This is a genomic window from Paenirhodobacter sp. (assembly GCF_047600745.1).
Taxonomy (GTDB): domain Bacteria; phylum Pseudomonadota; class Alphaproteobacteria; order Rhodobacterales; family Rhodobacteraceae; genus Rhodobacter.
This window is the reverse complement of the sequence record NZ_JASGKI010000006.1, coordinates 79,946-93,168: the sequence shown is the minus strand read 5'-3', so window position 1 is coordinate 93,168 and position 13,223 is coordinate 79,946. Positions and strand designations below refer to the sequence as shown.

The 13,223-nt window shown below is 66.8% G+C and carries 12 protein-coding genes and 1 pseudogene; 4 read left to right on the top strand and 9 right to left on the bottom strand.

Annotation, left to right across the window (positions count from 1 at the left end; genetic code table 11):
- Window positions 1–2: 2 nt before the first annotated feature.
- From QM789_RS19550 to hisI, 9 genes are all read right to left on the bottom strand, one after another.
- On the bottom strand, window positions 3–1,103 hold the full coding sequence (locus tag QM789_RS19550; protein WP_420353520.1) for a glycosyltransferase family 4 protein: 1,101 nt from the start codon (window positions 1,101–1,103) through the stop codon (window positions 3–5).
- Window positions 1,100–2,257 carry a glycosyltransferase gene (locus tag QM789_RS19545; protein WP_420353519.1) on the bottom strand — a complete coding sequence of 386 codons (1,158 nt, stop codon included), beginning with the start codon at window positions 2,255–2,257 and terminating at the stop codon, window positions 1,100–1,102. The genes QM789_RS19550 and QM789_RS19545 overlap by 4 nt, the downstream gene beginning before the upstream one ends.
- Before the next feature lie 62 nt (window positions 2,258–2,319).
- Window positions 2,320–3,891, bottom strand: a complete 1,572-nt coding sequence (locus tag QM789_RS19540; RefSeq protein WP_420353518.1) for a hypothetical protein — start codon at window positions 3,889–3,891, stop codon at window positions 2,320–2,322.
- Window positions 3,888–5,864: a glycosyltransferase gene (locus QM789_RS19535; RefSeq protein ID WP_420353517.1), complete on the bottom strand. Its 1,977-nt coding sequence runs from the start codon at window positions 5,862–5,864 to the stop codon at window positions 3,888–3,890. The genes QM789_RS19540 and QM789_RS19535 overlap by 4 nt, the downstream gene beginning before the upstream one ends.
- Window positions 5,861–7,234 carry a hypothetical protein gene (locus QM789_RS19530; RefSeq protein ID WP_420353516.1) on the bottom strand — a complete coding sequence of 458 codons (1,374 nt, stop codon included), beginning with the start codon at window positions 7,232–7,234 and terminating at the stop codon, window positions 5,861–5,863. The genes QM789_RS19535 and QM789_RS19530 overlap by 4 nt, the downstream gene beginning before the upstream one ends.
- Window positions 7,235–7,344: 110 nt before the next feature.
- Window positions 7,345–8,190 carry a sugar transferase gene (locus QM789_RS19525; RefSeq protein WP_420353515.1) on the bottom strand — a complete coding sequence of 282 codons (846 nt, stop codon included), beginning with the start codon at window positions 8,188–8,190 and terminating at the stop codon, window positions 7,345–7,347.
- Window positions 8,191–8,953: 763 nt separating this feature from the next.
- Complete coding sequence (locus tag QM789_RS19520; protein ID WP_420353514.1) at window positions 8,954–9,181, bottom strand: hypothetical protein; 228 nt, start codon at window positions 9,179–9,181, stop codon at window positions 8,954–8,956.
- Between the two features lie 7 nt (window positions 9,182–9,188).
- Window positions 9,189–9,845, bottom strand: a complete 657-nt coding sequence (gene ribD / locus QM789_RS19515) for a bifunctional diaminohydroxyphosphoribosylaminopyrimidine deaminase/5-amino-6-(5-phosphoribosylamino)uracil reductase RibD (RefSeq protein WP_420353513.1) — start codon at window positions 9,843–9,845, stop codon at window positions 9,189–9,191.
- 10 nt (window positions 9,846–9,855) lie between these two features.
- Window positions 9,856–10,320: a phosphoribosyl-AMP cyclohydrolase gene (hisI, locus tag QM789_RS19510; RefSeq protein WP_420353512.1), complete on the bottom strand. Its 465-nt coding sequence runs from the start codon at window positions 10,318–10,320 to the stop codon at window positions 9,856–9,858.
- 527 nt (window positions 10,321–10,847) lie between these two features.
- Between hisI and QM789_RS19505 the strand changes: the two are divergent.
- The 4 genes and pseudogenes from QM789_RS19505 to QM789_RS19490 all read left to right on the top strand — a co-directional run.
- Window positions 10,848–10,984, top strand: a pseudogene (locus QM789_RS19505) (GTP-binding protein); the annotation flags it as partial.
- The gene (locus QM789_RS19500) at window positions 10,975–11,262 is read left to right on the top strand and encodes a GTP-binding protein (RefSeq protein WP_420353961.1); all 288 of its coding nucleotides are present in this window, start codon (window positions 10,975–10,977) and stop codon (window positions 11,260–11,262) included. The pseudogene QM789_RS19505 and the gene QM789_RS19500, both read left to right, overlap by 10 nt.
- A 31-nt stretch (window positions 11,263–11,293) precedes the next feature.
- Window positions 11,294–12,457, top strand: coding sequence for an S-(hydroxymethyl)glutathione dehydrogenase/class III alcohol dehydrogenase (locus tag QM789_RS19495; protein WP_420353511.1), 1,164 nt, complete (start codon window positions 11,294–11,296; stop codon window positions 12,455–12,457).
- Window positions 12,454–13,101 carry a DUF1826 domain-containing protein gene (locus QM789_RS19490; RefSeq protein ID WP_420353510.1) on the top strand — a complete coding sequence of 216 codons (648 nt, stop codon included), beginning with the start codon at window positions 12,454–12,456 and terminating at the stop codon, window positions 13,099–13,101. Before QM789_RS19495 ends, QM789_RS19490 begins: the two co-directional genes overlap by 4 nt.
- Window positions 13,102–13,223 lie beyond the last annotated feature (122 nt).

Sequence of the window (13,223 nt, the reverse complement as noted above, 5' to 3'; positions counted from 1 at the left end):
TCCTACATTACGATTGCGCCGAGGGGTCTTCCCCGGTCGGCAAGCGCCCGGGCGTAGACGTCGCTCGTCTCGTGCATGACCCGGGCGATGGTCAGGTTTGCGATGTCGGCCTGGCTGTTCGCGCGCCAGCGGTGCAGGGTTTCGGGGGCGCCGAGCAGGTCGCACAGCGCGCGGGCGATCGCCTGCGGATCGCGCGGCGGCACGATGATGCCGGCCCGGCCGTCGCCCAGAAGCTGCGGGATGCCGTCGACATCGGTGCCGATCACCGCGCATCCGGCCTCGCGCGCCTCGGGCAGAACCAGCGGCGCCGGATCGGCATGGGAGGGCAGCACGAAGATATCCGCCCCCAGCATCCAGCCGAACGGATCGGCCTGCGCCCCGGCGAAGGTGACCGCCCGCGCACAGGCGAGCCGCCCGGCCATCGCGCGGTATTCCGCGGCAAAGGGGCCGTCGCCCACGATGCACAGCCGCGCCTCCGGGTGCCGCGCCCAGGCGATGTCGAACCCTTCGAGCAGGTCGGGCAGCCCCTTGCGCGGATGCAGCCCGCCCACGAACAGGATCACGGGCCGGTCGAGCGTAACCGGCACGCGTTCGCGCCCGCGCTGCCGGATCGAGCCGATCGTGCCGTTCAGCACCACATCGAGCCGCGACGCCGGGATCCCGCGTGCCTGCATCGACGCCCCCACCGCCGCGCTGACGGCGATCACCCGGGTGCCCAGCCCCATCAGCACCGCGCTCTTCTGGAAGGCGTTGTGCACCGTGGTGATCAACGGGATGCCCGCAACCCGGCAGCCGGGCCAGGCCAGCACCGCGCTGGTCATCATATGGGCATGGACGACATCGGGCCGCCAGCGCCGGATGAGCCGATGCAGCGCCAGTGCCGAGGCGGCGAGCACGGCGGGCCTGCGGCGATGGTCGAGGACCATGGTCTCGACCCCGGCGGAGGTCAGCAGCGTATCGAAATCGCCGCCGCCGCTGGCGATGGCCACGGCATGGCCCGCCTCGCGCTGCGCACAGGCAAGGTCCACCGCCGCGTGGACATGGCCGTTCAGCCGGTTGGTGTGGTTCAGGACATGCAGGATCCGCATCGTGTCCCCCGTCATGGAAATGCCCCCGCCGGAAGCCAGCCGGAAAGCAGGTCGCGCATCCTGCGGCGGAACTCGGGTTCGGAGAAGCTCGCGGCATGGGCGAGGATCGCCGGTTGGTCGATCGTGAAACGGTCCATGCGCTCCACCCCCTCGATGATCGCCTCTTCCGACTGGACGTCGAAGAACAGCCCCGTGACGCCTTCGGCCACCGTCTCCAGCGCGCCGCCGCGCCGATAGGCCAGCACCGGGCGGCCGCTTGCCATCGCTTCGAGGGGCACGATGCCGAAATCCTCTTCGCCCGGGAACACCAGCGCCCGGCAGCGGGCATAGGCTTCTCGCAGCACCGGAAACGGCTGCGGGCCAAGCACCGTGACCGTCGGCCCGGCGATCTTGCGGATCTCGTCGAGCATCTCGCCGCCACCGATAACCGTCAGCTTCCGCCCGAGGCGGTTGAAGGCCATGACGGCGAGGTCGGGGCGCTTGTAGGCGACAAGTTCCCCCACCATCAGATAGTGATCGCCCGCCCCCTCTGGCGCCAGCGGCGTGAAATCCGTCGTCGCCACCGGCGGATAGACCACCGCGGCATCGCGCCGGTAATAGCGTTCGATCCTCCGCCGGACGTTATCGGAATTGGCGATGAAATGATCCACCCGCGTCGCCGAGGCCGCATCCCAGTTGCGGATGTAATGTCCCAGCGGCGCCATCGCGAAGCCGGTGAACCCGCCGCTGCGCTCGCGGTAGTCGTGGTACATGTTCCAGACGTAGCGCATCGGCGAGTGGCAGTAGCACACATGCAATGCGTCGGGCGCCGGGACGACCCCCTTCGCCGGGCCGGATTCGCTGCTGATGACCAGATCGTAGCCGCGCAGGTCGAGATGTTCGAGCGCGAGCGGCATCAGCGGCAGGTAGCTTTTGTAATGCCGCGTCGGGCGTGGCAGTCGGCCGATCAGGGTGGTCGTGACCTTGTGGCCGCGGATGATCGGCGAAACCGCCCCGGGGTCATAGGCATGGGTGAAAATGTCGGCCTCCGGAAACATCCGGCACAGCGATTCCAGCACCTTTTCGCCGCCGCGCATCGTCACCAGCCAGTAATGGATCAGCGCGACGCGCAGGCCGGGCCGGTGTATGGACGGCGCCGCAATGCCGGTTATGACGTCTGGCAAATTCAAGGCTGCCTCCCGATGCTGAAATGCGTCACTGAAATCGAAGTCGTGGTCTTGCGGATGTCGGCTCAGGCCCGGATGACCACGGCGCCGATTGGGGTCGCCCCGGCCTTGCCGAGTTGCGCGGCGGCCTGTGCGATTTCGTCGAAAGTGCCGTGTTCGGGGGCGACCACCACCACGGCATCGGCCCACCGCGCCAGAGCCAGCGCCTCTGCCGATTCCCGCAGCGGAGGCAGGTTCAGCAGCACATCGCCCTCTGCCCGGAGGCTCTCCAGAAGCGCCGCGAGGCCGGGATCACGGATGTCGGACATCGCCGCGCCGCAACAGGCCCGCAGCGCCTGCGCGGTCACCAGCGCGACGCCCTCGGCATCCACGGCCTGCACCGCGCCGGGCAGCACCGGCGCGGCGGCATAAAGCGCGCTCAGGCTGTCCGGGCCCTCCGCGCCATCGACGACCGTGACCCTCCGGCCCCCGTCCTGCACCAGCCGGGCGAGGCTCATGCAGATCAGGCCCGACCCCGTTCCGGGCGCCCAGGAGGCCAGCGCCGTGACCCGGCTGCCCTGCATCGGGTCGGTGATCGCGGCGAGGTCGATCCCGGTACGCAGCCCGCGCATTGCCTGCGCGAAGGGCGCATCGGACAGGGGCGCCGTCACGCCCCGCAACGGCGGCAGCACCGCGAGGCAGGGCAGCCCCGTTTCGCGTTCGAGCGTCGCGCCCTGATGCACCCGCGGGTCGAGCGCGGCCCTGATCGACAGCACGAACAGCCCGCTCATCAGGCCGAGCAGCCCGCCCATCGCAACGATCAGCTTCGGGCGCGGGGCCGACGGGCTCAGCGGCAGCAGCGCGGCCCCGATGATCCGGGCATCGGCATCGGGCATCTGCCCGTCGGGCAGCCGACCCAGCCGCAGCGCGTTGGCGGCATCCTCGACCTGGGCCGACAGCGAATCCAGCCGCCCCTGCACGAATTCGCCGCCGCTGTTGGCGACGCCCGCCTTGAAGGCGACCGATTGCAGCAGATAGGCCGAGACCGCCGCATTCGCCACCCGCGCCGCGAGGTCCGGGCTGGATGCGGAATAGGAAATCTCGATCACATAGGATTGCCCGATCCGGCGGGAGGAAAACCCGTCGCGGAACCGGGAAAAGACCTGCTGGCGGGTATCTTCGGCGGCGGGGGCCGCATCGGGGGCACGCCGGAACAGCCGCCGCAGCAGGCCGGGCGGCGGCGGGGCGAACTCCGGCCCCGAGGCGAGCGCGAGACCGTCGAACACCAGGCTTTGCAGCCGTTCGGAGCGGATCACCTGAAGCTCGCTGTCGACCCGGTTGAGATCCAGCATCAGCGGCGAGGCGGCATCCTGAGCAACGCTGCCGGAGGTCATCACGGGTTGCAGGATCAGCGTCGCGGAGGCGGTATAGACCGGCGCCAGCGACCGGGCGTAAAGCAGCGCGAGCAGGACGCAGCCCGCGACCCAGAGCGCCAGCGGCACCCGGTGGCGGCGCAGGACCGTCATCACCGCGCCAAGCAGCGCGAGCGGACCATCGTGCACCGGGGGCGCGGCGGGCCGGGCGATCCGCGGGCGCAGACCGGGGGGCGTGATGGGATTGCGCCGATCCTGTTGCGGATCGCTCCATTGCGTGGTCATTTTGCTCCTGTTTCCAGTTGCGCGGCGCGTTCCGGGGCCAGGCGCCCCCGAAGCACATCCGCAATACCCAGGATGTTGCCCCTGAGCCGGCCCTTGCGATCGACGAAGGGTTCCGGGCGCAGCGACAGCACGACATTGCTTGCGACATTGCGGAAGACCTGACCGCAGACCTGCGATGCCGTCATGGTGTCCTTGCGCAGCATGTAAAGCGGGTTGACGATCTGCGAATAGCCGAAGCGCAGACCGCTCACCCGGCCGCCCTTGACGCCCATATGGACCCCGGTGGCCCCGGCGCATTTCGCAAGCCGCCCACCCCGGCGGGCGAGGGCGGCGGCGAAATCGCGGTCTTCGAGCCAGCCATACAGCACCAGCCGTTCGTCGAAACGCAAGGGGCCGATCGCGGCGCAGCGGAAGGCCATGTTGCAGCCATAGGGGCTGTAGGGTTCGATCCAGTCCCAATCGCAGGGGCCCGCCGCCGCGACGATGCGCCGGGCCTCGTCAAAGCCGATGCCGGGGCCCTTGATGCCATCCGCCAGAACCCGGCCGGTCAGCCCGACAAGGCCCGGATCGTCGCGGAAACTGCGCAGCGCCACCGCGAGCCAATCCGCGTCGGCGACGAAATCGTCGTCGAAAAAGGCCACCATCTCGGTTTCCGGCGGGAGCGCGGCAAGCGCGGTGTTACGCTGCGCGGGCAGCCCGGCGGGGCCGCACAGCACCCGCACCCCCGGAAGCCGCGCGAGGTCGCCCGCGTCGGCGGGATCGGCGCAAGAGACGAGAATGGTCTCCGGGCGCAGGCTCTGGGTCGCGTGCAGGTGGCGCACGGTGGCCGATACGACCTCGGGCCGGCCGCGCGTCGCGATCACCACCGCGACCTTGCCCCGGGGCGGAGGGGCGGGGGGCGCCCGCAGCCGACGGGCGGGTTCCTCCAGAAGCGCACGGTAACCGGCGGCGGTCTCGGCCCAGCGGAACAGGCCCACCCGGTCCCTGCCCCGCCCGGCCAGATCGTCGCGCAATCCCGGCGATCCGGCCAGCGCCGCGATATGGCGCAGCCAGGCCCCCGGATCATCGGGCGCGGCCAGAGCCGCCGCCGGGCCGCAGATCTCGGGCATGCTGGCGCGGTCCGAGGAGATGACCGGGCAGCCCCGCGCCATCGCCTCGACGATCGGCAGGCCAAAGCCCTCGGTCCAGGACGGGAAGGCAAGGCACAACGCATGGTCGAGCAGCAGGGCGAGGTCATCGTCGCTCAGCGGCCCATCGCTGACACGCAGGTTCGGCGCGGCGGCAAGGGCGGCGGGGGCAAAGATCCCCGCCCCGCCCCCGGCGACGACGACATCGAGCCCCATCGCATCCAGTTCGGGCGCCAGCCCGGAGAGCAGCGCGAGGTTCTTGTGCCGGGCCCGCGAGCCGATCGCCAGCACGAAGGGCCGCCCGGAGAGCAGCCCCCGCGCCCGGTCGGCCCGCGCCGGATCCCATGCCAGCGCGTGTTCGTGCCCATTGGGCAACACGGCGACATCCGCGGAACGGACCGGCAGCACGCGGGCGATCTGCCGGGCGGAAAACGGCGAAACGGTGACGATCCGCGCCGCGCGGCGTGCCAGCAGCGGTTGCAGCAGGCGATAGGCATGGCGGAACCCGCGGCCATAGCTGTGCGGGGCGGTGAAGACATTGGCGTCGTGGATGCAGACGATCTGGTCGGCCTTGAGGGCCGGGCCGGTGTTGCACAGGCTCAGCAGCCGCCCGCCGCAATGGGCCGGCAGAACCGTCTGTTCCCAGGCATGCCCCGACAGCGGCCCGACCCGGCGCAGCGGCAGCGCGGCGAGACCCGGATCGGGACTGCCCGGCGGGGCAAGAATCCCGGCGGCGTCTCCGGTCAGGAGCCCGTCGAGGGCGGCGAGGACATTGCGCGCATAGCGCTGCACCCCGGTCTGCGGCTGACCGAGGAAACGGCCGTTGATGGTGAAATCCCGGCTCATGCGGTGGCCTCCTCGGGCAGGGCCGGACGCGCCGAGGCGATCGCGGCGAGGACGTAGAAGAACAGGCCCTGATCAATGGTCGAACTGATCAGCAGGTCCCCCGCGACAAGGCACAGGCAACCGTTGCGGGCCGCGGTGCGGACATCGCGCGCCAGGCTGCCCTTCGGACCGGGATTGACCAGAAAGGCCGCGCCGAAGAACACGGCATAAAGCAGGGTGCCGATCAGGCCACCACCGGCCAGCAGAGCGGTGGCGAGGCTTGATGTGCGGATCGTGCCGAGACCCACGCCAAGCCCGCCGGTATCGAGGAAATTGGCCATGGCGACCGCGTTCCAGGAACTGCGCTCAACCCCGGAATCCGTCTGCATCTTGGACAGGACCACGGTATCGACATAGGTCTGGATCATCGCCGAGGTCTGCGGATGCAGCAATGCGGCCAGAACGACGAAGGCCGTCAGAAACGGCAGGGACAGCACCAGAACTGTACTGTTGAACGCCCGGGCCGATGTGCCGCAGCGCCACAGCGCCGTGAGGTAAAGCAGGCCGACCGCCACCGGAATCCCCGCAAGCCCCGTCGAAGAGGTCGACAGCACGATCAGGCCAAACGAGGCCAGCGCGAGAAAGCCGGTCAGCCGGGGCCGGTAGCCGCACAGCCACAGCGTCCCGGTCACGCCCAGCACGCCGAGCGAAGACCGCGCGAAGGAGGACGCCTCGGTGAAGGCGCCGACGATGCGTTTCAGGCCGCTGATCTCGGTATCGGTATGCAGCGCGTAGCGGGCGTTGCGCATGAAATCCATCAGCGCCGAGGTTCCGGTGACATAGGTCGCAAGGTCGAGCACCGCGAATACGGTATTGCCGAGCGCATAGGCGATGACCCCGGCCAGCGCGGCGCGGAAACCGTCGGCGGAGGAGGCCAGCGCCGCCACCAGCGCGAAACACATCAGGTTCGCGACCATGTAGACGCTCTGGGTGAAGTTGCTCGACACCGGGCCGAGCGGCACGGTCGAGCCGGTATTGTCGAACCCCGAGGAGCCGAGCGGCACGATCTGCGTCAGCCCCGCCATCACGCGGGGATACAGAAAGGCCGTCGCGATGCCGTAAACCACCATGCAGGCGAGCCAGAAGCCCGGCCGGTCCGGATGCAGCGCGCGCAGGAAGGCCGCCGCCGCGCGCCGACGGGTCAGGGTGACGATCATCGCGACCCCCAGAAAGACATGCCCGGGCGGAATGTTGGCGGCACCCAGAAACAGCGCCGCTGCCGCGCCGAACACCGTGGTGAACACCAGCGCGACCAGCGTGACCCGATAGTCGAGAAACAGGCAGAGCAGGCCAAGGACGAGGGTGATCGCGCCGATCGGTTCAATGCTCATCGCTTCACCTGCCCGCTCCATGGTAAGTAATTGGGATGGCGCATCGGACCTGCATCTCTCCTGACAAAACGGTCTGGGCAAAAACGGCGTTTCGCAATCGGGCCGGTGGTCTACCGGCCGGTTCGGCACAGGACGGACCAGGCCGTCATCGCCAGGATCCGCAGGTCGCGGGCCAGAGAGATCGACTGCGTATAATCGACATCCAGCGCGACGCGTTCGTCATAGGACAGGTCGTTGCGACCGCTGACCTGCCACAGCCCGGTAATCCCCGGACGGACGCGGGCATAATGGCCGATCGCGGCGCCATAGCGGGCGACTTCTTCCTGCACGATCGGCCTTGGGCCGACCAGGCTCATGTCGCCCAGCAACACGTTCCAAAGCTGAGGCAATTCATCGAGGCTGGTCTTGCGGATCAGCCGCCCGAAGCGGGTGGTGCGGGGATCGTCGGTGAGCTTGTGCGTCGCTGCCCATTCCGCAGCGGCGCGTGAATCCCTGCGCAGGATATCGGCCAGGCGCTGTTCCGCATCGACCACCATGGATCGGATCTTGTGGCAATTGAAGGGCTGGCCGTTCTGGCCGATCCGGCGGTGGCTGAAAATTGCCGGGCCACCATCGCGGCTGGCCATCAGCAACAGAAAGACGATCAGCGGCGCAAATGTCATCAACAGCAATGCGGATATAAGAATGTCCAGAATTCGTTTCCCGGTCCGGTTGTAATATCCGGATGGACCCGCCGCCAAAGAGGTGGACGGCGGGCCATGGAAAGAAGAAATGTCATGTTCCACATAGACCAATGTATTTCCGGACGGCTGAATATGAGCAGGAAATTCCACGGCAACATTTTGCAGGCTATCCATGGCGTCTTCACGAATCAGATCACCACCGTGGCGATAAAATATCGCTCTCATGCAGAAAACTCCTAAAAAAGTATTAATGTCTTGATCTTTAAAAATCATGCGGGTTCCGGACGCACAGATCAATAATTTTTCTTGGATACATATTTTCGAAACTCTTCCTGAAGAGTGCCGTCCCGCGATCGAACTCCACGGAGAAAATAGTTAAAAAATAATATGATATTCCTCTGATTGAATGTTTTGTGACGCTCAATCCCCTATGAAGATGGCAATGGTCGCAGTGGACAAAGAGCCTATTTTTTGAGCATAATTTGATATTGGGTCGGCGCGAAAGCCAATGACGCGCTCAGGGGAAACAACCGTCGGATGCCATGCAATCCGAAAATCAATCATGGGTTGAAAGTCAGGTGATTCGGAGCAACGTCGGGACGCTGGATCTGTATATGCCGCCGCAAATGGACCCCGGCCATGGTGCGCATCGGCTCCGGTCCTGCGGTTTCGGTCTGCCCAAGGTCTGAACGAACCGTGGCCGCCAGATCCTCGCAAAACCCGCGATCGGTAGCAAAATCCTTGCAGACCCGGTTGCCCTTTGCAACCCCGTACAACGGGAGATTGTAGCGGGCCGCTGATATGCGAGGTGCCATTGCACCCGCCGGATGGTCAGCGCAATTGCGCGACCGGCCCGTGCCACCTGCCAAGCCTGGTGGGCATGATCAAAGTCGGCAACGGCAGCTTCACCGTACCAATGACAACGGCTTGCTGACCGGATGCCAAATGGTCCCGCAAGGCGCCTCGGCCCCTGCCGCATCGGTTCGCATGAAGGGCGAGCGGAGGTGGCCGTCACTCAGGGCGAGCCAGCGGTTCTTCAGTGCTGCGCGGTTCCGGCGAGCTTTGACTGTGCCTCGCGGAACCATGCGAGGGTTCGGGCGTGATGGGCCGCACCCCATCGTGCGATGAATTTCTCGGTATGGAAGTCGCGGCGGTTCTCAAGTGCTGCGATCCGCCCTGCCACATAGTCAGAGGTCAGCGGGATGCCGCATTTGACGGTGATGCAATGCTCCCATTCGTCATAGCTCTGCGGAATGAAATTCATATCAGCCTCATGCAAGTGCGGGGAAAAGAACTTCGGCCAGCGGGTCGTCGCGCCAGAGCGCAACAGAGGTCAGGCCGAGGCCGCCGAGGTGGCGCAGGAGCTCATCGGCATGAAGATCGCGGTCCAGATCCAGGGTCCGACCGGGATCACGCAGGCGCAGCCTGTGCCGCCTGCCCCGCGTCTCCAGCAGCGCATCGACGCCTTCAGGCACCATCGCCGCTTGTTCGGTCAGGATCAACTCCGGTTCTTCCGTCAGGGTGCGGTGGAGGAAGCCGGACATGATCGCGGCGGCCTCGGTCGTACCTTCGCCCACCGTCACCCCGATGCCCGCCTCGCGCAGCCGCCGGAAACCACCGCCGTTCACTCGGGGATCGGGGCCCCGCATCGCGGCGACCACCCGCACCACACCCGCCGCGATGATCGCATCCGCACAGGGCGGCGTCTTGCCCCAGTGGCAGCAGGGCTCCAGCGTGACGTAGAGCGTGGCGCCTTCTGCTGCCGCGCCGGCGCGCTCCAGTGCGATCCGCTCGGCATGCGGGCGGCCTCCGGGTTGGGTCTCGCCTTCGGCGATGATCGCTCCGTTTTTCACGATGACGCAGCCCACGGGCGGATTGGGCCAGACGTGGCCGCGCATCCGCCGCGCCAGGGCCAGGGCATGTCCCATCCACAAGGCGTCAGAGCTGCGTAGGGTTGGGTGCATCGCCATAAACCTGAAGCGGATCGAAAACCTTGCTGGTCTCGGTAAAGGTCAGTCGCGATCCCGCCGATCCACCAATCGGCACGGCGCGATAGAAACAGGACCGATAGCCGACATGGCAGCTTGCGCCGCCATCCACCCTGACCCGCAGCCAGATCGCATCCTGATCGTCGTCGATCCGCATCTCGACGATCTTCTGAACGAGCCCGCTGGTCGCGCCCTTGTGCCAGAGGCATTGTCGCGAGCGGCTGAAATAATGCGCCTCGCCGGTCTCGATGCTGCGCGTCAGCGCCTCGGCATTCATCACCCCCATCATCAGAACCTCACCGCTGGCGGCATCGGTGGTGACGACCGGGATGAAACCCTCGGCATTGAACCGCGGAGCCAGATCGTGGCCTTCCTCGACCTGTTCCACGGAGAGGCGGGGGGAAAAGAGGGACATGGTGTTTTCCGTGCATGGTTATGAAGAGGAGGGCATCCGCGAGGAGTGGTGCCCGGTGATGAGCCAGGCCCCGTCGATTTCCTCGAAGAGGAACAGGTGTCGCGCGGGAAGACCCGCCGCGCCTGAAGGCAAAAGTGTAGGGCCCGCCTGTCACCACCAGCTTGCACAGGGAGTCGATGCGGCAGCGTAGATTGGAATTGGCGAGAAAGCTCTCGAAACAGGCCCGCCGCTCATCGGCATGACCCTCCATCGTCGGCACCAGAGGGGCGAGAAGGTCTTCAAGCCGACCCGATGAGGCGATCTCCGATCGTATCAGGGCCTTGCACGCTTGCGCGAGACGGGGGCGAGCCGCTGCCTCGAAGCCCGCATCCTCCCGGATGCGCAGCGTGGTCCTGTCCTCTGCCAGCACGGCCTTCCTCTCCTTGCCCCTGCGCCCCCTGGCTGCGGCGCCGGGCGAAAACGACATTGCAGACCCCGGTGATTCTGCTTATTTAGTTAGGTAATAACATTACATCTTCGGGGATACCATGCCAGCCAGTCCGCAACAACGCGACAAGCGCCTGCCCGTCACCGTCCTTTCCGGGTGCGGGGAAAACGACGCTTCCGGGCCGGATCCTGAACAACTGCGAAGGGCGCCGCCTCATCGTCAACGACATGTCCAAGGCGCAGGGCGTGATCCGGGCCAAGGGACATTTCCGGATCACCTCACGCCCAAAGCGGGCGGTGGCGTGCAGCCTTGCCGGGGGGATGTCCCCGGTCACGCCGCCATGGGCAAGCGTTCCACGCTGGCCGATCCTGAAAGACGACCGCCGACAGGAATTGGCCGTCATCGGCGCGGGCATGGACAACCCCGCGCCGGTCGCTGCCCGGACCTTTAACCCACGCGCATGGGCGAAGCTGCCCGATCCTTTCCCGCAATGGGGCCCAAAGCGGGTCGCCTGAGCGGCCCTGAACCGACCCGAAGGAGACCCTCATGAAAACCCGCGCCGCCATTGCCTGGGAGCCGAACCGCCCGCTGGAAATCGAGGAGGTCGATCTGGACGGCCCGAAGGAGGGCGAGGTGCTGATCCGCATCGTCACCACCAGCCTGTGCCATACCGATGTCTTCACCCTCTCGGGCAAGGATCCCGAGGGGCTGTTCCCGGTGATCCTCGGCCATGAGGGCTGCGGCGTGGTCGAGGAGGTGGGCAAGGGCGTGACCTCAGTCCAGCCCGGCGATCATGTCATCCCGCTCTATATCCCCGAGGATCCGAACTGCCCCTATATCAGGTCGGGCAAGACCAACCTCTGCCAGACCATCCGGGAAACGCAGGGCGCGGGGCTGATGCCGGACGGCACGTCCCGGTTCTCCTACAAGGGCAGGATGCTACACCACTACATGGGGATCAGCAGCTTCTCGGAATATACCGTCCTGCCGGAAATTTCGGTCGCGAAGATCTCGAAGGAGGCGCCGCTTTCCAAAGCCTGCGTCATGGGCTGCGCCGTGCCGACGGGCATGGGCGCGGTGCGGAACACCGCGAAGGTGGAGCCGGGTTCGACCGTGGCGGTCTTCGGCCTTGGCGCCGTGGGCATGGCGGTGATTCAGGGCGCAAAGATGATCGGCGCGGGCCGCATCATCGGCATCGACACCAATCCGGCCAAGTTCGCGCTGGCGCAGAGCCTTGGGGCGGATGTGTGCATCAACCCGAAGGATTTCGCGCAGCCGATCCAGAATGTCATCGTCGAGATGACCAATGGCGGTGTGGACTATTCTTTCGAGTGCATCGGCAATGTCGGCGTGATGCGTGCGGCGCTGGAAGCCTGCCACAAGGGTTGGGGCGAATGCACGGTGATCGGCGTCGCGGGCGCGGGCGAGGAAATCGCCACCCGCCCGTTCCAGCTTGTCACCGGGCGGGTCTGGCGCGGCTCGGCCTTCGGCGGCGTGCGCGGGCGCAGCCAGTTGCCCGGCATGGTCGATGAATGGCTGCGCGGCGATTTCAGCGTCGATCCCTACATCACCCACAACATGACCCATGACCGGATCAACACGGCGTTCGATCTGCTGAACGCGGGCGAGGCAATCCGCTCGGTCATCCACTACCAGCCGCAGGCGACCATGCTGACCAACTCCCTGCCCGGAAAGATCGTCGGCGCATGAGTGTTGCACGGAACGTCGTCCCGTTCCGGGGGCTGACCGAAGCGCGGGCCATCCTTCAGGCCCGCGATCCTTCGGTCCTGCGGCAGATTGCGGCGCCGGGCATCGCGGCGGCGATCTGGCAACGCGCACCGGCCAAGGAGTTCACCGACTGGATCGAGGCCCTGCCACCCGGGCATCTTCCGAGACTGCGCACCATTGCCGATGTCGGGGCGGTGGAGAGCTGTGTCCAGGCGGCCTGCGATATGATGGGAACGCCGTCCGGCACGATGCGGGACATGCTGGCGGGCGACATTGCCGCGCTGGCTTTCATCATGGCCGAGGTGATGCAGTCGCCGCTTCTGCATCTGCGGCTGGATGCGATCTCGACCGATGCCTGCCGCCGGTTCCACGTCGACAACATGACGGCCCGGATGCTTTGCACCTATCGCGGGGCAGGAACGCAACTGGCGCAGCCGGGTCAGGAGCAGGCCCCGCAGGATGTGGCGCCTGGCGCTGCGGCGATCCTGCGCGGCACCCTCTGGCCGGGGCAAGAGGCGACGGCTCTCCTGCACCGCTCTCCGCCCATCGGCGGCACCGGCCAGACCCGGCTTCTGCTGGTGATCGACCCGGCATCGGAGCATCGGCCGGACGGGTTTGTCCACTGATGGCGCGCAACCCGGCGACGAATACCGCCGGAACTGCGCCAATGGCATGCGGCCGCCGCGCTGATGCCCACATGCGGCGCTGAGGCTCTGATCCGCGAATGCGGCGGGGACACCGATGCGAT